The 21,734-nt window shown below is 68.8% G+C and carries 15 protein-coding genes; 5 read left to right on the plus strand and 10 right to left on the minus strand.

The genetic code is table 11. The annotated features are described in order from the left end of the window. Positions 1-2 precede the first annotated feature (2 nt). Entirely contained in the window at positions 3-869 is an 867-nt protein-coding gene (gene rfbA, locus AWC25_RS18080; RefSeq protein WP_069401399.1) for a glucose-1-phosphate thymidylyltransferase RfbA, read from the plus strand. Here the strand turns inward: rfbA and AWC25_RS18085 are convergent. The 4 genes from AWC25_RS18085 to iniR form a co-directional block, all read right to left on the minus strand. Further along, on the minus strand, positions 820-2,091 hold the full coding sequence (locus AWC25_RS18085) for a YibE/F family protein (protein WP_085167220.1): 1,272 nt from the start codon (positions 2,089-2,091) through the stop codon (positions 820-822). The genes rfbA and AWC25_RS18085 overlap by 50 nt on opposite strands. Before the next feature lie 31 nt (positions 2,092-2,122). Further along, positions 2,123-3,415 (minus strand): pyridoxal phosphate-dependent aminotransferase, encoded by a 1,293-nt coding sequence (locus tag AWC25_RS18090; RefSeq protein ID WP_069401398.1) that lies wholly within the window; start codon positions 3,413-3,415, stop codon positions 2,123-2,125. A 30-nt stretch (positions 3,416-3,445) separates the two neighbouring features. Beyond that, the gene (locus AWC25_RS18095) at positions 3,446-6,355 is read right to left on the minus strand and encodes a (Fe-S)-binding protein (RefSeq protein ID WP_085167207.1); all 2,910 of its coding nucleotides are present in this window, start codon (positions 6,353-6,355) and stop codon (positions 3,446-3,448) included. A gap of 135 nt (positions 6,356-6,490) precedes the next feature. Then, a complete protein-coding gene (gene iniR / locus AWC25_RS18100) occupies positions 6,491-8,917 on the minus strand; it encodes an isoniazid response ATPase/transcriptional regulator IniR (protein ID WP_085167221.1) in 2,427 nt (808 codons plus the stop codon). 237 nt (positions 8,918-9,154) lie between these two features. Between iniR and AWC25_RS18105 the strand changes: the two genes are divergently transcribed. From AWC25_RS18105 to iniC, 4 genes are all read left to right on the plus strand, one after another. Continuing rightward, positions 9,155-9,694, plus strand: a complete 540-nt coding sequence (locus AWC25_RS18105) for an Rv0340 family IniB-related protein (protein ID WP_085167208.1) — start codon at positions 9,155-9,157, stop codon at positions 9,692-9,694. 227 nt (positions 9,695-9,921) lie between these two features. Continuing rightward, entirely contained in the window at positions 9,922-12,204 is a 2,283-nt protein-coding gene (locus AWC25_RS27705) for an IniB N-terminal domain-containing protein (RefSeq protein WP_085167209.1), read from the plus strand. Positions 12,205-12,296: 92 nt separating this feature from the next. Beyond that, complete coding sequence (locus AWC25_RS18115) at positions 12,297-14,138, plus strand: dynamin-like GTPase family protein (protein ID WP_085167210.1); 1,842 nt, start codon at positions 12,297-12,299, stop codon at positions 14,136-14,138. After that, positions 14,135-15,634, plus strand: coding sequence for an isoniazid-induced dynamin-like GTPase IniC (gene iniC / locus AWC25_RS18120; protein WP_069401394.1), 1,500 nt, complete (start codon positions 14,135-14,137; stop codon positions 15,632-15,634). Before AWC25_RS18115 ends, iniC begins: the two co-directional genes overlap by 4 nt. On the opposite strand, the gene AWC25_RS18125 is transcribed toward iniC, so the two are convergent. From AWC25_RS18125 to AWC25_RS18150, 6 genes are all read right to left on the minus strand, one after another. Beyond that, the gene (locus tag AWC25_RS18125) at positions 15,631-17,283 is read right to left on the minus strand and encodes an Hsp70 family protein (RefSeq protein ID WP_085167211.1); all 1,653 of its coding nucleotides are present in this window, start codon (positions 17,281-17,283) and stop codon (positions 15,631-15,633) included. The two genes, iniC and AWC25_RS18125, sit on opposite strands and share 4 nt — an antisense overlap. 81 nt (positions 17,284-17,364) lie before the next feature. Next, positions 17,365-17,871, minus strand: a complete 507-nt coding sequence (locus AWC25_RS18130) for an oligopeptide transporter substrate-binding protein (RefSeq protein WP_142278921.1) — start codon at positions 17,869-17,871, stop codon at positions 17,365-17,367. Between the two features lie 97 nt (positions 17,872-17,968). Next, positions 17,969-18,469 (minus strand): hypothetical protein, encoded by a 501-nt coding sequence (locus tag AWC25_RS18135; RefSeq protein ID WP_142278922.1) that lies wholly within the window; start codon positions 18,467-18,469, stop codon positions 17,969-17,971. A 23-nt stretch (positions 18,470-18,492) separates the two neighbouring features. Next, positions 18,493-19,077: a hypothetical protein gene (locus AWC25_RS18140; protein ID WP_069401392.1), complete on the minus strand. Its 585-nt coding sequence runs from the start codon at positions 19,075-19,077 to the stop codon at positions 18,493-18,495. Between the two features lie 134 nt (positions 19,078-19,211). Then, a complete protein-coding gene (locus AWC25_RS18145; RefSeq protein ID WP_069401391.1) occupies positions 19,212-20,162 on the minus strand; it encodes an amidohydrolase family protein in 951 nt (316 codons plus the stop codon). A gap of 7 nt (positions 20,163-20,169) precedes the next feature. Next, a complete protein-coding gene (locus tag AWC25_RS18150; RefSeq protein WP_232327140.1) occupies positions 20,170-21,639 on the minus strand; it encodes an aldehyde dehydrogenase family protein in 1,470 nt (489 codons plus the stop codon). Positions 21,640-21,734: the final 95 nt, after the last annotated feature.

Consider the following 21,734-nt stretch of genomic DNA (forward strand, 5'->3'; position numbering starts at 1 on the left):
ACATGCGCGGAATCATCTTGGCCGGCGGTTCGGGTACGCGTCTGCATCCGATCACGATGGGCATCAGCAAGCAGTTGCTCCCGGTGTACGACAAGCCGATGATCTATTACCCGCTGTCCACGCTGATGATGGCAGGGATCCGCGACATCTTGGTGATCACCACCCCGCACGACGCGGACGGCTTCAAGCGGCTCCTCGGCGACGGCTCGCAATTCGGTATCAACCTCAGCTACGTCCAGCAGGAAAGACCGGACGGTCTGGCGCAGGCGTTCGTCTTGGGCGCCAAGCACATTGGCAACGACTCGGCGGCTTTGGTGTTGGGCGACAACATCTTCTACGGCCCGGGCCTGGGCACCAATCTGAGTCGCTTCCAAAAGGTGAGCGGCGGCGCCATCTTCGCCTACTGGGTGGCCAACCCGTCGGCATATGGTGTCGTCGAATTCGGCGACGACGGGATGGCGCTGTCGCTGCAGGAGAAACCTGAAACGCCGAAATCGAAATACGCGGTACCGGGCCTGTATTTCTACGACAACGACGTCATCGAAATCGCCAAGGGCCTGAAGAAATCCGAGCGCGGAGAATACGAAATCACCGAGGTCAACCAGATCTACCTCAACCGCGGCCGGCTCTCGGTCGAGGTGCTGGCCCGCGGCACCGCGTGGCTGGACACCGGCACCTTCGACTCGTTGCTGGACGCCAGCGACTACGTCCGCACTCTGGAGCGCCGGCAGGGCCTCAAGGTCGGTGTGCCCGAGGAGATCGCCTGGCGCCAGGGCTGGATCACCGACGAGCAGCTGGCCACCCGCGCCAACACCATGCTCAAGTCCGGATACGGTGGCTATCTGCTGGAGCTGATGGAGCGGGGCTGAGGCACCCCGGCTTGGCCAGCACCGCGGCGATCCCGGTCGTCAGCGGAACCGACAGTGCCAGCGCGATCCCGCCGACCGCCGAACGCACCAGCTCGATGGCCACGCTCTCGCTGATCAGCACATCGCTCAGTGACCGGTTGGCGACGCTGAACAGCAACAGCAGCGGCAGCGAGCTGCCCGCGTAGGCCAGCACCAGCGTGTACACCGTACTGGCGATGTGATCGCGTCCCACCCGGATGGCGCTCAGAAAGATGGCCCGCCGCGAGGTGTCGCCGCCGAGGTGGGCGAGTTCGAACACGGTCGACGCCTGGGTCACGGTCACGTCGTTGAGCACACCCAGCGATCCGATGATGAATCCGGCCAGCAACAGTCCACTGATCGACACACTGCCCAGGTATGCGCTGACCGCCGAGTTCTGCTCATCCGACAGCCCGGTCAGATGTACCAATTCGATTGCTGCCCATGATAATCCGGCAGCGAGCAGCAGCGATGACAGGGTGCCGAGCAGGGCCGCGCTGGTGCGCAAGCTGACCCCGTGCGCCAGGTAGACGACGACGTAGAGGATGGTCGCCGACGCCACCAGGGCCACCGGCACCGCGGGTGCGCCGTCGCGCAGGGCGGGCAGCAGGAACACCACCAGGACCGCAAACGCGACCACGATGCCCACCAGCGCCAGCAACCCGCGCCAGCGTGCGACAACCACGATGACCACCGCGAACGCCAGGGCCAGCCCGATCAGCGACCAGCCGCGCTCGAAGTCGTAGAACGCGTAACTGGTGGCGCCCTGGTCGTCGACCTGGCGGACGACCCGGATCTGGTCGCCCGCCGCGAACTGCGGCTGACCCGGCCCGGGGGAGGACTCCAGCAGTGTCGTCGCGCCCGCATTGGGGCCCGAGTCGATCGCGACCAACGTCTCGACGCATCGCCCGCTGCCCGGCGCGGCGGGTTGGGGAGCCGTGGTGAGGACCTGGTTGGCCGACGGGCTGCCGCAGTCACCGAGGCCGCTGGAAATCACATGCGCCCGTTGCGTGCTCACCGCCCCGCCGGCCGCGTTCTGGTACGGCATCGGGATGTCGACATGCTGGCGGCTCGGCCACAGCAGCGCCGCGCCGGCAAGCACGGCGATCCCGATCACTACCAGCAGGCCGACGACGATCTTCGCGGGAAGAGGACCGAACGGGGAGGGGCCTGACGACAAGTTGTGCGAGTGCGAGTGAGTCACGCGGTCCACCGTAGAGGCGGCCGGACCCCGGCTACTGTCTGTAGCTGCTCAGGAAGTTGCCCAGCCGGTCGATCGCGGCCGACAGGTCACGCGCCCAGGGCAGCGTCACGATGCGCAAATGATCCGGGGCGGGCCAGTTGAAGCCGGTGCCTTGGGTTACCAGAATCTTCTCCTGCAGCAACAGATCCAGGACCAGCTGCTCGTCGTCGGCGATGTCGTAGATCTCGGGATCCAGCCGCGGGAACGCGTAAAGCGCACCATCGGGCTTGACGCAGGACACTCCGGGAATCTCGTTGAGCTTGGTCCACGCGACGTCGCGTTGCTCAAGCAGTCGCCCGCCGGGCAGTACCAGGTCTTCGATGCTTTGGTAGCCGCCGAGGGCGACCTGAATGGCGTGCTGGGCGGGGACGTTGGGGCACAGTCGCATGTTGGCCAGCAGGCTGATTCCCTCGATGAAGCTGCTGGCGTGGTCCTTGGGGCCGGTGATCGCCAGCCAGCCGGCGCGGTAGCCGGCGACCCGGTAGGCCTTCGACAGGCCGTTGAAGGTCAGGCACAACACGTCGTGGGCAAGCGTGGCGAGGCTGATGTGCTTGGCGTCGCCGTAGAGGATCTTGTCGTAGATCTCGTCGGCGAGTAGCAGCAGCTGGTGTTTGCGGGCCAGTTCGACCATCTGGCTGAGGACTTCGCGGCTGTAGACGGCGCCGGTGGGGTTGTTCGGGTTGATCACCACCAACGCCTTGGTGCGCTCGGTGATCTTCGATTCCAGGTCAGCGATATCGGGCTGCCAGCCCTGCGTTTCGTCACACAGGTAGTGCACCGGCGTCCCGCCGGCCAGCGAAGTAGACGCCGTCCACAGCGGGTAGTCCGGCGACGGGATCAGCACCTGGTCACCGTTGTCGAGCAGGGCCTGCAGCGTCATCGTGATCAGTTCGGAGACGCCGTTGCCCAAAAAGACGTCGTCGACGTCGAAACGTGGGAAGTCGTCGACCAGTTCGTAACGCGTGACCACCGCGCGGCGGGCCGGCAGGATGCCCTTTGAATCCGAGTAGCCCTGGGCATACGGCAGCGCCTGGATCATGTCCCGCATGATCACGTCGGGCGCCTCGAAGCCGAACGGGGCGGGGTTACCGATGTTGAGCTTGAGGATGCGGTGGCCTTCAGCCTCGAGCCGGGCCGCGTGCTGATGCACCGGGCCGCGGATCTCGTACAAGACATCCTGCAGTTTGGACGACTGCGCGAAGGTGCGCTGCCGGTGGTGGCCCGCCGGGCTGTGTACGGGCACCTGGTGAATGGTCACGTCCCCCATGGTGCCACCGCTGTCCACTGATTTTTGCTGATAGAGGCCAATCCGTGATCAGCGCTTACCCGGCGGGCGAGCGCCGCGAGCAATGCCGAGGCCCTTGACGGGGGCCGCCGGCGGGGCCTCGTCGGCAGCGTCGGCGGTCGGCTTCGGCGTGGTCTCCGCCGGCTGCGCGGACGGCGTCGGCGCCTCACCCTTGGGCTCGGCTTCCGTGCCGGTCGTTACTTCGGCGGCGGGGGCCTTCTTGGCGCCGGGGCGCCTGGCGCCGGCGGCGATGCCCAGCCCCTTGACGGGCGCGGCCGGCGCCTTGGGTGCTGCGTCAGCCTTGGGCGCCTCGGGTTCGGCGGCCACACCCGCACCGCCCGCGCTGTCCGCCTGGGCGGGAGCCGCCGCGGCTTTCTTGGCGCCGGGCCTCTTGGCGCCGGCGGCCAGGCCCAGGCCTTTGACGGGTGCCGTCGGCGCGGCCGTGGCCTCGGCGGTCTCGGTGCTGGGCTGGGCGGCCGGTGCGGCTTTCTTGGCGCCCGGTTTCTTGGCGCCGCCGGCGATGCCCAACCCCTTCGCAGGCGCCGGGGCGGCCTTGGCGGCGGGTTGCTCCGGCTCGGCGGCTGCCGGCTCGTCTATCTCGGCGGGTGTCTCGGCGGGGGCTTCGACGGGCGCCTGCGTGGGAGCGGTCGCCGTCGTCGCCTTGGGCTCGGCCTTGGCAGCCCGCTCCTGCGCTTCTTTGGCGGCCGTACCCTTCTCCGGCAGCGTTGCCTTGTCGTACTCGAGCGACCCCAGCAGGATCTGGGCGACGTCAAGCACTTCGACTCCGCTGCGGCCGGCCTCTTCCTGCCGGTCGTTGACCCCGTCGGTGACCATCACCCGGCAGAACGGGCAGCCGGTGGCGATCGTCGCGGCGTTGGTGGCCAGCGCTTCGTCGACGCGTTCGTGGTTGATGCGCTTGCCGATGTGTTCTTCCATCCACATCCGCGCACCGCCGGCGCCGCAGCAGAAGCTGCGCTCGGCGTGGCGTGGCATCTCGGTGAGGTTGGCCCCCGCGAAGCCGATCAGCTCGCGCGGTGCCTCGTACACCTTGTTGTGCCGGCCCAGGTAGCACGGGTCGTGGTAGGTGATGTCCTGGGACACGGGCGTGACGGGCACCAGCTTCTGGTCCCGCACCAACCGGTTGAGCAGCTGGGTGTGGTGCAGCACGGTGTAGTTGGCGCCGAGCTGACGGTATTCCCTACCAAGGGTGTTGAAGCAGTGCGGGCAGGTGACCACGATCTTGCGGTCGACGGTCTCGACGCCCTCGAACACCCCGTCCAGCGTTTCGACGGCCTGCTGAGCCAGCTGCTGGAACAGGAACTCGTTGCCGGAGCGGCGGGCGGAATCGCCGTTGCAGGTTTCCCCGGTGCCCAGCACCAGATAGTTGACCCCGGCGATGGCCAACAACTCGGCGACGGCCTTGGTGGTCTTCTTGGCCTTGTCGTCATACGCGCCGGCGCAGCCTACCCAAAACAGGTACTCGAAGCCGTCGAAGCTGTCGACGTCCTCGCCGTAGACCGGGACGTCGAAGTCGACCTCGTCGATCCAGTTGGTGCGGTCACTGGCGTTCTGGCCCCACGGATTGCCTTTGGTCTCAAGGTTTTTGAACAGCACCGAGAGCTCGGAGGGGAATTCCGACTCCATCATCACCTGGTAGCGACGCATGTCGACGATGTGATCGACGTGCTCGATGTCGACCGGGCACTGCTCGACGCAGGCGCCGCACGTCACGCAGGACCACAGCACGTCCGGGTCGATCACGCCGCCCTGCTCGGCGGTGCCGACCAGCGGGCGGGTGGCCTGCTCCGGGCCGGAACCCAGCACGCGGCCGAAGCCGGACTCGGGGACGTGGTGTTCTTCGGCGTGCTTCTCACCGCGCAGTTCTTCGCCGACGCCGCCCTCCGGCGTGGACTCGAGAGGCGTCTCCTTTTCCCCGAGGATGTAGGGCGCCTTGGCCATCCAGTGATCGCGCAGGTCCATGATCACGAGCTTGGGCGACAGGGGCTTGCCGGTGTTCCAGGCCGGGCACTGCGACTGGCAGCGCCCGCACTCGGTACAGGTGGCGAAGTCGAGGTTGGCCTTCCAGGTGAAGTCCTCGATCTTGCCGCGCCCGAAAACGTCGTCCTCACTGGGATCTTCGAAGTTGATCGGCTTGCCGCCGGATTCCATCGGAAGCAGCGGGCCCAGTCCGTCGGGCAGGCGCTTGAAGGTGACGTTGATCGGCGCCAGGAAGATGTGCAGGTGCTTGGAGTGAAGCACGATCAGCAAGAAGATCAACGCCACGGCGATGTGGGCGAGCAACGCGAAGGTTTCGATCCACTCGTTGGCCGTGGGCCCCAGCGGATGCATCAGCGCGCCCATGGCGTGGGAGAAAAAGGCGCCGTGGCCGTAGGGGAAGTTGCCCGTGTTGACGGCGGCGCCGCGGAAGATGGCGTAGCTGAAGATGACCAGGAAGATCATGAACAGAATCAGCCATGCGCCGCCGGTGTGGGAGCCGTAGAAGCGCGACGAACGGCCGTATTCCTTTGGCTCACTACGCAACCGGATGATGGAGAACGTGATGATGCCGGCCAGCACCGCCAACGCGATGAAGTCTTGCAAGAAGCCGAGCGCGTTCCACCGGCCGACGATCGGGATGTGGAAGTTGGGCTGGAACAGCGTGCCGTATGCCTCGATGTAGACCGTGATGAGGATGAAGAATCCCCACATGGTGAAGAAGTGGGCCAGGCCGGGGATCGACCACTTAAGGAGCTTGCGCTGACCGAACACCTCGGAGACCTGCGCCCAGATCCGGGAACCGATGTGGTCCGTACGGCGGCTCGCGGGCTGGCCGGCCATCACCAGCCGGTAGAGCCACCAGATGCGTTTGAGGGCCAACGACACCACAACCGCGGTCAAGCCCAGGCCTAGCACCAGTCTGATGAGCGTCTGTGTGGTCACAGAAGGTCTCTCCCCACGCCTCGTCACCCAGCGAAAATCCGTTCGATCTTTGCTAGCTCATAGTGACATCTGCGACGCTACCGTCGCGAGAAAGGCTGCCCTAACACGCGTCGGTGCAGGTCGTTGACCAGCGGATTAGCCCTCCGTTGCCAGCATCGCACGAATCATAGAGAGCAGCTCCGAGCGTGATCCGGCACCCAGCCGGCGGCGGATCCGCGCCACGTGATGCTCAACCGTCTTCGCCGAGATGAACAGTTGTGCCCCGATGTCGCGGTACGGCATACCCAGGACGAGCAGCTCGGCAACCTCCCGTTCGCGCCGCGACAGCTGGGACCCCGACGGCGGCGACGACGCGGCATCGCGCCGTTCGTCCTGCGGCGCCGGAGCGGGGGCGTCGTCGGGTGCGGCCCCGACCTTGAGGTCGCGGGCCAGCTGCAGCATGGCGCCCGAGATTTTGCCGTCGGGTGTCTGCAGCGCGGCCTGCCCCGCCAACCGGGTCGCATCCGAGGTCAGCCCGACCTGGGCGAGCGCGCGGGCCGCCGCGGTGACCTCGTCGACGTCGACCTGATTGGCCAGCACGCGCAACCAGGTGCGGCCGGCGCCCGACAGGGCATGCGCCAACGCGCTCACTCCGGCGGCCGCGCCGAGGGCCTGGCCGTGCGGCGCCACCAGCTCCGGCGCGTTGAGGAGGATGCCGGCGTGCACGCCCGCCCAATGCAGTGGCGTTGACCACAGCGCCGGGTTGCCCAGCGAATCGAGCAGGGTGAACGCCTGGTCCAGGGCGTGGCGCAGTTGTTCGACCTGACGCATGCGGGCTGCCGCCACCCACAACTCGCCCAACGGCAGCAGGGTGAACAAATCGACGGAGTGCTCGGCGAGTACCTCCATGCCCGCGTACCAATGCTTGTGCAGCGCACCGGTATCCCCGCTGCGACGGGCGATCGCCGTCTGCAGCGCGGCCGCCCACAGCGCGTCGCGCCGGTGCAGTTCGACGGAATCAGCCTGTGTGATCTCCGTGGCCGCCTCTGCAGCCGCCAATGCCAACTGCCCGTCCTGCATCTTGATCCAAGCGCTCAGCAGGATGTGCCGAGAGCGGAACACCACGTCCCCGTCGGCGCGCGTGGCCCGGCCGATCACGCTGCGGGCGCGGACCGGATCGCCAGCGTGTATCGCGGCCAGGGTGACCAGGCCGGCGGGGCTGTCGGGCATCACGACGTCGATCGTGGCTGGTGCGGATGCGATGGCCTGGCCGAGTTTGGTCATCGCTACCGGGTAAGGCTGATCCACGGTCAGCAGCAGGCCCTCGGCGAGGCTGCGTGCGCTGCGTGCGGCCCTGGTCGGCGGCCCGGAGTCGTTGGGCGGCAGCGCATCGCGCGCGGCAGCGAGGTCACCGGTCGCGGCGAACACGATCGCTGCGGCCGCGCCGACTACGGCGTCCGGTTGCGGGCCCAGCCAGCCGAACAGTTCCGCGGCCTGCGCGGCGCTGCCGTCGTGCGTCGCGACGCTGGCCGCGATCCGCACCGCCGCGGCGCGTTCGGCGGCATCGGGCGAGCCGAGCAGATCGTCGGCCAATGCGGCCGCGGCCCCGCATGCTCCGCTGCGTGCCAGCGCATCGGCCACGTGGGCGGTCAGCCCCACGGCCCCGGCGTTCAGCGCGGCCTGGTAAAGCCTTGCGGCTGTTGATGAGTCACGTCGCGCGTCCGCGGCGTGGCGAGCCAGGAGAGTTGCCAGCCGATCGTCGTGCAAGCCGTGTTCGGCCAGTTGCAGCGCGAGCGGTGGCGATGTCGCCGACATGTCGAATTGTGAATGCAGCAGGGCGGCTTCGACATCGCGGTGGTGGGCGTTGCCGACGACCCGCGCCACGGCGCCGTGCACCAGTTGCAGAAACGTCCGGCTGTGCGACGGCTCGACGAGTCCGCCGGCGCGGGCCCGGTCCACCAGCCGGTGCGCATCGGATATCGAATTGCCAAGCGCCGCAGCAATATCCGCAGCACCAAGGTCTTGGTCCAGCGACATGATCAACAGCGTGTCCAGGTCGGGCTCGTCGAGCCGGCGTAACCGGGCGATCAGCGCGAAAGCGGCGGCCTCGGCCGCCGGCCGGGCACTTTCGGTGGTCGCGCGCACCAGGAAGGGCAGTCCCGCGGTGCAGCCCATCAGCTCCTCGGGCACGGTCAGCGGGGGCAACGACAGACGGGGCCGGTGCCGTTCCATCGCCACGGCCAGGTTGCGCAGTTGCGCCTGGGGTTCGGCGGCCAGCACCATGGTGGTCCGCGGGTCGGCGGCCCTCTGGGTCAGGGCGAGCACTTCGGACTCGCCGAGCAGATGGGCGTCATCGATCACCAGCACCGCGTCGGGCGGATCGCCGGGCTGGGAAGGACGCGTGATCACCGTCAGTCCGGCGCCGCGCAGCGCGTCGCGGGCGGCCCCGAGCACGGTGCTCTTGCCGGTGCCGATGCCGCCGCTGATCAGAAGCTTCACCGGGACGGTGGCCGCGGTGGCCAGGGCATCGCTCACCTGGTCGGCGACCGCTGTCAGGTCCGCGGAAAGGGCAGCCGCACTCATCTCGCGCACCCCCTCGATCAGGCACCGCTCGGGTTTTGCCCACCATAACCGCGTCGGTCCCCAGCCCCGGGTATTCATCCCCGTACGGCCGGCGATCCCCTATGCGTCCACCCCCTAAGCGCGGCACGCCGCGGGCGGGTTGCGCACCGATCACATGGCTGCGCCAAGCCGATAGCATCGAGGCAGTGACCGGGCTTTCCCAGCAGACCGCGGTGCCTGGGCAAGGGGGTATGCGCGATGGCAAACTCACTGCTCGATTTCGTCATCTCGCTCGTCCGTGATCCCGACGCCGCGGCGCGGTACGCGGTCAACCCCGCCAAGGCCCTCGCCGACGCTCACCTGACGGATGTCACCAGCGCCGATGTCAACAATCTCATCCCCGTGGTCACCGATTCGTTGTCGATGGGCGCAGCCGGCGGCACCGCCGCGGGTCAGCCGGTCGCCGAGCACGGCAACGTTTGGGAAAGCGGTGCGGCGGCCGCCGCTCTGGATGCGTTCACGCCGCATACCCCGTCGGGAACGATCGACCCGCACGGCTGGGGCGCTCGCGTGATCCACCAATCGGTCACCCCTGCGACCGCAACGCCGACACCGGACCGGCATCCGCACGGGAGCGACCCACACGGGATATCGCCGCAGTTCACCGACGCTGTCGGGTCGGACAGCCCGGTCGAGCACGGCGGCTTACCGCCCGACGACCTGAGTCTGTGGGACCACCCGGTCCCCCATCCGCACCCCGGCGACCCCGAGCATCACGACTTCGGTCTGCACGGCTGAACCGGCCCCGCCAGCACCACCCTGACGTGCTGTGATGCCGTCGCCTAGGGGCTAGGTTATTGCCCCCTAGGCACTCCCTAATCCCCTAATGGCGGCACCTTGTCGATCCCGGTGGCGTGCCGGCGCACCAAGGGCCGAGTCCCCGATTCGGAAGATCGGGTGGGGTCCATACCGTGTAGGACAGGACGCCGGACATCCGGCGAAGAGGATTTCGAAGGGGAATCATCATGGACCGACTGATCCAATACATCCTGGATCTGTTCCGCGACCCGGATGCGGCCCGCGCGTTCGTCGCGGGTCCCGGCCAGGCCATGACCAATGCCGGCTTGATCGATGTCGCTCCGGCGGAGTTCGCATCCGCGGTGGCCAGCGCCGTTCCGGGGGTGCCGCTCGGCGTCGGAGACCCGGTCGTCGGGCTGCAGCAGGTGCTAGCCGACCAGTACGGCTATGACCCCGGTTATGGCTATGACGGCTATGACGGCTATGACGGGGGGTACAGCGGTTATGACCCCGGTTACGGCTATGACGGCTACGGCTACGGACCGGGTCTGGTCGGCGCCGTGGCTCAGGACGCGGGCGCCCTGGTCGGTGATGCGCTCGCGCCGGTGGTCGACGGCGCCGGCGTCGCCCTGGGCCTGGGCAGCGCAATCGCCGGCAACTTCGGTGCGGGCCTGCTCGGTGCGGTCAACGCCGGACTGTACGGCGGCACGTACGGCGGCTTCGGCTGGCAGCCCGGATGGGGCGGGTTCGGTCCGGGCACCGGAGGATGGGGCCCCGGATTCGGGTCCGGCTGGGGAGGCTTCCGCCCGGGCTGGGGCGAATTCGGGCCCGGTCGGGGATTTCATCACCACGGGTGGGGGGATCCGAACCCAGGCTGGGACGGCTTTCGGCCCGGCTGGGATGGCTTCCGGCCTGGTGCAGGCGAATTCGGTGTGGGGACCGGTTTCAGTAGCGGCTTTCATGGCGGCTTCAATGGCGGCTTTGCTGGCGGCACGGGCCTGGGTGCGGAGATCAATGCCGGCCTCGGACTTGGGTTTGGTGGTCACACCGGCCTCGGGGCCGGATTCGGTACCCACGCCGGCTTTGGCGCCGACGGGCTGACCGGCGTGGGTCTGCGGACGGGACTCGGCGGTCACGCCGGGTTGGGCCTCGGCGACGAGGCCGGCCTACGCGGCGGAGTCGGGCTGTCCGGGGCGGGCGGTCTCGGCGAACGCGTCGGTGTACACGCCGGCAGTGGATTTGAAGGGGGCGCCGCGGTGGCCGGCCGCACCGGCCTGGGCGGCCACACCGACGGCGGCTTCGGCGGGGGCGCGGCCCTCGGCGGCCGGATCGGCGGCGGGTTCGGTGCTGCGGGTCAAGCAGGCGGCGGGCTTGGCGCCGAGGCCGGCGCACAGGCCGGTCTGGCCGGTGAAGCGGGTGCCGGCTTCGGTGGCCGCAGTGGTGTCGGCTCCGGTTTCGGTGGTGGTTTCGGTGGCCCGAGCCAGGCCGGCGGCCAGGCGAACTTGGGCGCCCAGGCCGGTGCCGGGTTCGGCGCTGGCGGTCAACCGGCCGGCGGGTTCGCTGCGCAGAGCATCGGCGCGCTCGGCGGCCAGGCGAATCTCGGGGCGGCGGGAAACGCCGCACTGGGTGCCGGCGCGAGCGGTCAGGCGGGGTTGATCGCTAGCGAGGGCGCTGCGCTGAACGGCGCCGCGACTCCGCACGTGGCGGGACCGCTCGGCGGCATCGGTGTCGGCGGTCAAGGCGGCGCCGCCGCGGCCGGCGGCGCTGGCCTGGGGATCGGTGGTGCGCGCGGCACCGCCGCACTGAGCGGCGAGGGCGGATTCGGTGGCCATGCGGCCGCTCCCGCGGTGGCCGGCGGCGCCGGACTGGGCGGTCACGCTACGGGTGCCGCGGGCGCCGGCGTCGGCGGCGCGGAATTGGGCGGCCACGCCACCGGTGCCGCCGGCGGCGGCTTCCCGGGCGGCGCCCCGCACGGTGGCATCTCAGCCGGCGGCGGAGCACACGGCGGCATCATCGGGCAGGACGGCGCCGCGCTCGGGGGTGGCGGCGGCGCCGCCGGAGCGGGCGGCCTCGCGGGTCACGGCCCGGCCGGGCCCGCCGGACACGCACCCGCCGGGAAAGGGCCATTCGGCCAGGGTCCGGCCGGACCAGGGCCCGTCATCCAGGGCGGCGGCGCCGCCGACGGCTCGGTCGGCGGGCACCCGACGCCCCCGGGCGCCGCCGGGGGCGTGGGAGGCTCGGGCGGCGCCGGCGCCCCGGTGATCCACGAGCCCGCGCAGCAAGCCCCGGCACAACACGCACCCACGCCGGTGCAGCACGCACCCGCGCCGATCGAGCATTCGCCGGCGCCGGTGCACCATTCCCCGGCCCCGGTCGAACATGCCCCGGTGCAGCATGCGCCCGCGCCGCACAGCCCGTCGGTGTTCGAGGGCACACCGCACGCACCGGCACCGATGCACGAGCCGGCGCCGTATCCGGCTCCGACGCACATCGGCGGCCCGCACGGGTAACGGGTCGACACGGCGAAACGGCGGGGACCTTTTGATCCCCGCCGTTTCGCGCGCATACGGTTAGCGCAGCTGCGAGAAAGTGGGGAAGCGCGGTGACTCAACCGAATGACCCGCGACGGATCGGGGTGATCGTCGAGTTGATCGACCACACCATCGCCATCGCCGAACTCAACGACCGCCATGACCTCGCGGCGCGACTGACCCGAGCCCGCGAGCGCATCATCGACCCCCAGATCCGGGTGGTGATCGCCGGGCAGCTCAAACAGGGCAAGAGTCAATTGCTCAACTCGCTGCTCAACCTGCCGGTGGCGCGGGTGGGCGACGACGAGGCCACCGTCGTCATCACCGTCGTCAGCCACGGTGATCCGCCGTCGGCCCGGTTGATCGTCGCGGCGGGCCCGCACGGCGAAGCCGCCGCAATCGACGTCCCGATCGACGACATCAACACCGACTTGCGGCGGGGGCCGCAAGCGAACGGCCGCGAGGTGCTGCGCCTCGAAATCGGCGCGCCCAGCCCGCTGTTGCAGGGCGGTTTGGCGTTCATCGACACCCCGGGAGTGGGCGGCCACGGGCAGCCGCACCTGTCCGCCACGTTGGGGCTGCTGCCGGGTGCGGACGCGCTGATCATGGTCAGCGACACCAGCCAAGAGCTGACCGAACCCGAGATGTGGTTTCTTCGGCAGGCCCACCGCATCTGTCCGGTTGCGATATTGGCCGCCACCAAGATCGACCTCTACCCGCATTGGCGCGACGTCGTGGCCACCAACACCGCGCACCTGCAGCGCGCCGGTGTGCCGATACCGATCCTGCCGGTCTCCTCGCTGCTGCGCAGCCACGCCGTGACGGCCAACGACACCGAGCTCAACGAGGAATCCAACTTTCCGGCGATCGTCAAATTCCTCAGCGAAAAGGTGCTCTCTCGCGAGACGGACCGGGTGCGTGATGAGGTTATTGGTGAAATCCGCTCGGCTGCACGACATTTGACAGTAAGCGTGGGCTCCGAACTTGCGGTCGTCAACGACCCGGACCAGCGGGACCGGTTCACCGCGGACTTGGAGCGCCGCAAACGCGATGCGATGGACGCGCTCGAACAGACCGCGCTGTGGCAACAAGTGCTCAACGACGGGTTCACCGACCTGACCAACGACGTCGACCACGACCTGCGGGCCCGATTCCGCGCGCTCACCGAAGACATTGAGCGCCAGATAGATTCCTGCGATCCGACACAACATTGGGCAGAGATCGGTGCCGACGTGGAAGAGGCCGTCGCGACCGCGGTCGGCGACAACTTCGTGTGGGCCTATCAACGGGCCGAACGGTTGGCCGACGACGTGGCCCGGTCGTTCGCCGCCGCGCAGCTGGATACGGTGATGACACCCGAGCTGAGCGCGCGCGCCATGGGCGAGGACTTCGGCCGGTTGAAGTCGCTGCCCGATCTGGAGTCCAAACCGGCCGGCAAGGGCCAGAAAGTCGTCAGCGGGCTGCGGGGTTCGTACGGCGGCGTGGTGATGATCGGCATGTTGTCCTCGATCGCCGGGCTGGGCCTGTTCAACCCGCTGTCCATCGGCGCCGGCCTGATCCTGGGCCGGATGGCATACAAGGAGGACAAGGCGAACCGGCTGCTGCGGGCGCGCGCCGAAGCCAAGACGAACGTGCGACGCTTCGTCGACGACGTCTCGTTCGTGGTGGGCAAGGAATCTCGCGACCGGCTCAAGGACGTCCACCGCACGCTGCGCGACCACTATCGCGGCATCGCCAACGAGATCTCCCGTTCGCTCAACGAATCGCTGCAGTCCACCATCGCCGCTGCCCACGGGGAACAAGCCGAACGCGAAAACAGGGTCCGTGAACTCGAGCGGCAGTTGGATATCTTGAAGCAGGTCACCGAGAATGTGGACAAACTGACGCCGCGGGTGACCATAGGACGGGTGTGAGCACTAGCGATCGAGTCCGTGCAATTCTGGGCGGGACCATCCAGGCCTACCGTGGCGAGCCTGCGTTTCGGCACCGGCCCGACATTTTCTACGAACTAGACCGCATCGGCGCCCGGCTCAACGAACCGATTCGCATCGCCCTGGCCGGCACACTCAAGGCCGGAAAGTCCACCCTGCTCAACGCTTTAGTCGGGCAAGACGTCGCACCGACCGACGCCACCGAAGCGACCCGGATCGTCACGTGGTACCGACACGGCCCCACCCCGAAGGTCACGGCAAACCATTGGGGCGGGAGGCGTTCCAACGTTCCGATCGGTCACAGCGGCGGACTGACGTTCGACTTGCGGATGCTCAATCCGGCCGAGGTCGCCGACCTGGACGTGGAATGGCCCGCCGAAGAACTCATCGACACCACGATCATCGACACCCCGGGCACGTCGTCGCTGAACCGGGAAACCTCGGAGCGCACGCTGCGCCTGCTGGTACCGCCCGACGGGGTGCCGCGGGTCGATGCGGTGGTGTTCTTGCTGCGCACCCTCAACGCGGCAGATGTGGCTCTGCTCAAGCAGATCGGGCATCTGGTCGGCGGATCCGCGGGGGCGCTGGGCATCGTGGGCGTGGCATCCCGGGCCGACGAGATCGGCGCGGGGCGCATCGACGCGATGCTCTCGGCGGCCGACGTGGCCAAGCGATTCACCCGGGAGATGAACCAGACCGGCATCTGCCAGGCAGTGGTTCCGGTGTCGGGGTTGTTGGCGTTGACGGCGCGCACGCTGCGCCAAAGCGAGTTCATCGCCCTGCAGAAGCTCGCCGGCGCGGACAAGACCGAGCTGAGTAGATCGATGCTCAGCGTCGACCGCTTTGTCCGGGCCGACGGCCGACTGCCCGTCGACGCGGCCACCCGCGCTCAGTTACTGGACCGGTTCGGCATGTTCGGACTGCGCATCTCACTGGCCGTGCTGGCCGGCGGAGTCGCCGACGCGGCCGGCCTGGCCGACGAATTGCTCGAGCGCAGTGGGCTTATCGCACTGCGAGAGGTCATCGATGCGCAGTTCGCGCAACGATCCGATCTGCTCAAGGCGCATACCGCGCTCCTGTCGCTGCGCCGGTTTGTCGAAGTGTTCCCGATTGTGGCGACGCCGTACATCATCGCCGATATCGACCCGCTGCTGGCCGATACCCACGCCTTCGAAGAGCTCCGCCTTCTCGGCCAATTATCTTCTCGCCCAACGACATTGAACGAAGAGGAGATCGCGTCTCTGCGTCGCATCATCGGCGGATCCGGCACCCGTGCGGCTAGTCGACTGGGCCTGAGTCCCGACGCCGACGCCCAGGAGGGGCCGCGGGCCGCATTCGCTGCGGCGCAACGCTGGCGGCGTCGGGCCGAGCACCCGCTCAACGACCCGTTCACCACCAGGGCCTGCCGTGCCGCGGTGCGCAGCGCCGAGGCCATGGTCGCCGACTTCGCGGCGCAGGGCCACCAGATCGGGTTCTAGAAGCGCCGCCACGGCCAGCGCCGTTCCCGCTCGGTCGGCAACGGCGGCGTGAAGGTGGTGGTCGGTGCGGCGGTCGTGGTCGGTGCCACCGTCGTGGTGGTGGTCGGCGGGTTCGTCGTCGTGGGTGCCTCGGTGGTGGTGGTGACGGGCGCCTCGGTCGTGGTGGTGGTGACCGGCGGCTGAGTCGTCGGCGGCGGCGGAGCCGTCGATTGGGTGGGGCCGGTGCTCGGTGGTTCGGTCACGGTCACCGTTTCCGGCGCCGGCGTCGGCTGGCTCGGCGTGGTCGGAGCGGGTCCCACCTCGTCGCGACCCAGCGTCAACGCCAGCACCGCGGCCACCAGCACCGCGAGACCCGCACCGGCCAGGCTCAAAACCAGCGCGGTGCGCTTGTACCACGGCAGCTGCTCGGGCTCGGCGGCATACGGTTCGTCGTATTCCATTGCGTCGCGGACATATTGGCCGCTGTGCTCGGGGCCGGTGTAGGGGACGGGCTCCTCCTCGGCGTCGTCCTCCGACCAGGCCAGCGGGCGCTCTTCTGCGACCCGGGCGCCCGGCAGGAATTGGGTCGCATCGGCTGGGGCGGCGCCGGCCAGCTGTGTCGGGGTCTCGACCGGTGGACTGGCGGGCACGCCGGCGGCGTGCTGCTGCCCGTAAGCGGCCGCGCCGATCGCGGCGCTGGATCCCGGGTGGGGGGTGGTGTGGACCGGCGCGCCGAGCCGGGCGGCCAACCGCGTGGCGAGTAGCGGGATGGCGGCTCCGCCGCCGACCGTGGCCACCGCGCCCAGCTTTGCAATGTTGTTCTGCCGCAACAGTTCTTCGACACCGGAAAGGAACTCATCCAACGGCCCGAACAACAGGTAGTCAAACTCGGTGCGGGTCAATTCCACGTCTTCGCCGGTGACCGAGGACAGGGTGGCCACCGGTGCCGTCGACAGGGCTTCCTTGGCCTGGCGGCATTGGTCGAGCAGGCGGGCCAGCGATCCCATCCGCGTCGTACCGGCCAGTCCGCCGCTGCTGTCGATCGGTGTGCCGTCGCGCAGATGATCCAGGATCAGCTGGTCGATCGAGTCGCCGGAGAAGTCGCGGTACCGGGCCGGCGCGCCGAGCTGCGTGAAGCCCGATCCGGCGTCGCTGAGCGTCACGGTGGTGCCGCTGGCGCCGAAGTCGCACAACGCGACGACGCCGCCGGTCGGGAAATTCGGCTCGGCGCGCAGCGCGGTGAGCGCGGCGGTGGCATCGGAGATCAAAGCCGGTGGCACCCCGTTCGGGGCCAGCCCCGGCTGGGCGAAGAACTCCTCCCGCAGCGCCGCGGACTTCTCCGGCGGCCAATGGGCAGGGACCGCGATGGTGACCGGTGCGCCGTAGTCGACGGTGCGCGCCATCGCCTCGAGCGCCTCCACCGTCAACGCGTCACCGAGGTATTTCGTCCCGTCCGCGGCGACTAGCGGCGTTCGATCGCCGACCCGTTCGACGAAGCCGCGCATCACCAGGCCGGCATCGGATGAGGCGGGGTTCTCGTCCGGGAGACCGACCTCGGATGCCCGATGGTCGAACAGCGTCAGCACCGATCTGCGAGTCACCGGATCGCGACCCGCGCGAGCGGCGACAAGGTTGGCCACCCCGATCGACAACCCGAGCGACTCGCTCATTTCGCATACCCCTGTGTTTCGTCCTAGTTATGACTGTGGGTTCCCGCGAGTCTAGGTGGGAGGCCGTTCGCCCGGCCCGTTTCAGAGGCCGGGCGGCAACGTGATCTCGGTCGGCAGGCCGGGCAGCGACGGCAGCGTGATCACCGACGGCAATTGCGGCAGCGGGTAGGCCTCGCCGGACGGCGTGGTCGTGGCGGTGCTCTGCGGTGTGGTCGACGGCGGCGTCTCCTCGGTGGAGGCCGTGGGGGCATCCGACGACGGCATCGGCTCGGTCGTGAGCGACGGTGCCGGGGCCGGCGTCACCGGCGTCGCGGCGCTCGTCGGGAGCCTGCTGGTGGTCGCGGTGGTGGGTGTCCTGATGAAGGTGTCCTGCGGCGGGGTGCCGGCGACGAGTTGCATGACGCCCCAGACGATCAGCGCGATCAGCACCGCGATGAGCAGGCCCCAGCCGATCAATGCGGCCGGTTTGCGCCAGCCCGGAATCGGATCGTCGGGCTGCGGCTGCGCGCCGGGGCCGTCTTCGTCGTAGTGGATGTAGACGGTGGGGTCGTCGTCGACGAAGTGATCTGCCGGCGCGTGCCTTGCCATGGTCGCCGAGGGTAGCGGCGCGGTGTCGGCCGAGCTGGGTCCCACACGGGCGGCTTCGGATCGGCCGTCGAAACTTGACTTAATCGCAACCAACTCGTTAGGGCAGTGCGGGGATGGTGGTGGGCAGCCACGACGGCCAGTGATGCCGGTGCGTCGGTGGCTGGGTGGGCTGACGGGCGGGCGGCTGCACGACGCTGCTGGTGGTCGGCTCCGTGGTCGTCGGCGTCGTGGACGTGGTGGTCGTCGTGGTCGTCGTGGTGGGCGTGGTGGGCGCAGTAGACGTCGCAGACGTGGTGGGCTGCGGCGTCGTCGTTTTCGGCGTGCTGGTCTCACCCTGATCGGCCACGAGCTCGATGATGCCAAAGACGATCAGCCCGACCAGGATCAGCACCATCAGGCCCCAGCCGACGAGCACCACGGGGCGTCGGTACCAGGCGGCGGGCTCGGTCTCGTCATCGAACGGATCCAGCGGCTGCTGCCCGGGCTCGTCCGGGGCGGACGGCGGCCCCGGCTGGTCGGGGGCGGGCGGCTGATTGCCCCGGCCGCTGTCCCGGTATCTGGTTGGCTCGTTGTTGAAGTCGTCCGGTGGGCGTGCCACGGCACCGATCGTACTGATCGGCGTCAGAACGTGTTGACCTTCTCGACGCTGACGAACATCCCGTGCCCCGTCCGGCTGTTGGTGAACTTGGTGCCGGCTTCGGACGCGTCGATGGTCCAGCCCTGCGCGTCGTAGGTCTTGTAGTCGATCGTGACGGTGGGGATGGCCCCCAGGTTGCCGAGTATCCACTGCACGGCGCCGCCGGAGGTGATGTGGACGCCGTTGGCGTGCTCACCGTCCTGCATCGGTGAGTTGGTGAACGGTGCCTCGCACCCGACGCTGTCCTTGTTGATTTGGCAACGCGTCATGCCGGACTTGGTCTCGATGAAGACGTAACCGTTCTGGTCGGGAGGCAGCGGTATGGCGCCAGCGGGTGTGGTCGGGCTGGCCGGCGCTGTCGGCGGGACACCGGTGGGGTTCGACGGTGGCGCGGCGGTCGGCCGCGGCGTCGGGAACGCCGGCTCGGTCGGTCCGGTGCCGGGCGTGGCAACCGGTCTACCCTCGATCACCGAGCTGCACCCGGAGGTCAGTGCGGGACTGGCCAGCACGGCCGCGAGTAACAGCGAGCCACCGGCTAGGCCCCGCCGGGCCGTGTGGGATAACCGCACGCGTCGCTCCCAAAGATCTGAGATGTCAGACGTAGATTACGCAGGAGGTGGGCCCAGTCGCGGCGACGACGCGCCTTCGAGACGCCGACGATAACAAACTGTGATCGCCGAATCCGGGAGCCGGCCAAGCCAACTCAGAGACCCAGCAGCCTCTCGGCGTTGCGGTGGCTGATGCGTGCCCGCTCGTCGTCGCTGAGCGGGAGGCTGTCCAGGAAAGCGCGGGCGTTCTTCATCGACCCGAACGGGTAGTCGGCGGAGAACGCCACCCGATCGATGCCCACCTGCGAGACCAGGTTGGCGTAGGTGGCCTCGTTGTTGAAGTTGGCGAACGTGTAGTTCAGGTTCTTCCGCAGGTAGGTGCTGACCGGGTGCTTGAGGCCGGTCAGTTCCGGCCTGAGCGTGGCGTCGAACCGCGGCAGCATGAACGGCAGGCCCTCGCCCATGTGCCCGATGATGACCTGCAGCTCCGAGTGGGTGTCGAACACGCCGCCGAGAATCATGCGCAGCACGTGCGTGCCGGTGTTGATGTGCCAGCCCCAGCCCACGGTCGCCAGGGCAAACGTCACCTCGGGGGCGAACCCGGCGTAGCTGGACTCGATGACGCCGGCCGGCGGGATCGTCGGGTGCAGATAAATCGGCGCTTTGAGCGCCGCAGCGCGATCGAGGAACGGCCGGAAGAAGGGATCATCGAGGTAGCGCCCCTGGCTGTGACCGTTGACGACCGCACCGAGGAAACCGAGCGTACCCATCGCCCGCTCGAGTTCCTCGGCCGCGGCGTCCGGTGTGCTGATCGGCACGGTGGCGAACCCCGCCAGCCGATCGGGGTAGCGCGCGACCGCGGCGGCGAGCTCGTCATTGCATTCCCGGGCTAGCTCAACGGCTTTCGGGCCGTCCAGCTGCTCGACGCCGGGTGCCGCCAGCGACAGCACCGCGAGATCGACTTCCCCCTCATCCATCGCCGCGATGCGGCTGTCACCGAGTTCGGCGATGGCGTCGATCACGCCCGGGCGGGACGTCAGCCAGCTGCCCGGCCCACGCAAAAACGCCGCGGTCGCGAAATGCTCTTCAAGTGCGATCGTGCGCAAGACGTGCCTAGCCCTCCAGCACCCGGCTGGCGGCCGTCCAGTACGGCAGTTCCTCGCGCTTGGCGGCCCACCGGATCGTCTTGGTGTAGCCGTATTCGGACAGCGTTTCCTCGGCGTGCTCGCGGCCGAATCCGCTGTGGCCGACGCCACCGAAGCCGGTGCCGATGGCGATCCGGACGTAGTTGTTGACGAACACGGCTCCGGCGCGAACCTGTCGGCTCACCCGCATCGCGCGGTCGCTGTCTTGGGTGAACACCGCCGCGACCAGTCCGAACGGGGTGCTGTTGGCGATCCGCACCGCCTCCCCTTCTTCAGAGAAGGGGATGAGGGTGACCACCGGCCCGAAGATCTCCTCGCGGGCGATCCGCATGCGCGGGGTCACGTCGGTGAGCACGGTCGGTGCGACGTAGAAGCCGTCCGCCAGCCGCGGGTCCTCGGGCAGCGGCGCCTGGGCGGCGATGCGCGCGCCTTCGGCGACCCCGAGCTTGAGGTAGTCCAGCACCTGCTTCTGCTGTGCGCGGGTCACCAGCGGGCCGACGTCGGTCGTCGGGTCGGCGCCGTCGCCCACCCGCAGCTTGGTCACCGCCTTGCACAGCTTCGCGGCGAACTGGTCATATATCTTGTCCTGCACCAGGATTCGTGACGATGCCGTGCATGCTTCACCCTGGTTGAAGAAACCACCGTCGATCGCGGCCAGCAGCGCCTCGTGCACGTTGGCGTCTTCGAAGACGATCAGCGGGTTCTTTCCCCCCAGCTCCATCAGCGTCGGCGTCAGGTTGGCCGCCGCGTTGCGCATGACCGCCGCCCCGGTCCGGGGCGAGCCGGTGAACGAAACCTTGCCCACCAGCCGGTGTGCGGCCAGGGCGGCGCCCACTTCCCCCTTGCCGGGCACCGCGTGCACCACCCGGTCGGGAAGCACCGACTGGATGAGTTCCACCATGCGCAGCACCACCGAAGGCGTCTGCTCCGGTGGTTTCAGCACGACGGCGTTACCGACGGCCAGCGCCGGGGCGATCTTGCCCGCGGTGTGAATCGGCGGCCAGTTGAACGGCACGATGGCGGCGATCACCCCGTACGGTTCCAGCGTGGTCACGTCCAGCACGGTGCCGTGATCGCGCGCCCCGTTGGGCATCGACTCCACGATGCTGCCGAAGTACTCGAAGATCGAGATCGCGGCTTCCAGGTCGAATTGGCGGGCCTGAGCGATGGGTTTGCCCATTTCCCGCGACTCGAGCAGGGCGAGTTCGTCTGCGTGCGCACGGATGATCCTGGCCATTTCCCGCAGGTAGCCGCCCCGTTCCCGGGCCGGACGCTGCTTCCAGCGCAAGTGCGCCGCGTGGGCCTTACGCACGGCCTGGTCCACCTCGTTGGGTCCCGCTCCCTGTACCACGGTGATGGTCCGGCCGGTGGCAGGGTTCTCGACGACGAACTGGTCGTCGGTGGAGGGGGAGGACCAGCGTGTCCTGGTCCTTGTCAAGGCGGGAGCTTGCAGAGTCATTGGCACGTCCAGCAGGTTGGGGGTTGGGTCAAGTCGCCGGGCGGTCAGCACGCTCGACGAAATTGACGCTACGA

Source organism: Mycobacterium sherrisii, assembly GCF_002102355.1.
GTDB lineage: Bacteria > Actinomycetota > Actinomycetes > Mycobacteriales > Mycobacteriaceae > Mycobacterium > Mycobacterium sherrisii.

Bases quoted from the DNA above. Each gene is read 5' to 3' on its own strand.
- rfbA (WP_069401399.1), top strand. From the start codon at position 3: ATGCGCGGAATCATCTTGGCCGGCGGTTCGGGTACGCGTCTGCATCCG.
- iniR (WP_085167221.1), bottom strand. From the start codon at position 8,917: ATGAGTGCGGCTGCCCTTTCCGCGGACCTGACAGCGGTCGCCGACCAG.
- AWC25_RS18105 (WP_085167208.1), top strand. From the start codon at position 9,155: ATGGCAAACTCACTGCTCGATTTCGTCATCTCGCTCGTCCGTGATCCC.
- AWC25_RS27705 (WP_085167209.1), top strand. From the start codon at position 9,922: ATGGACCGACTGATCCAATACATCCTGGATCTGTTCCGCGACCCGGAT.
- AWC25_RS18125 (WP_085167211.1), bottom strand. From the start codon at position 17,283: ATGAGCGAGTCGCTCGGGTTGTCGATCGGGGTGGCCAACCTTGTCGCC.
- AWC25_RS18130 (WP_142278921.1), bottom strand. From the start codon at position 17,871: ATGGCAAGGCACGCGCCGGCAGATCACTTCGTCGACGACGACCCCACC.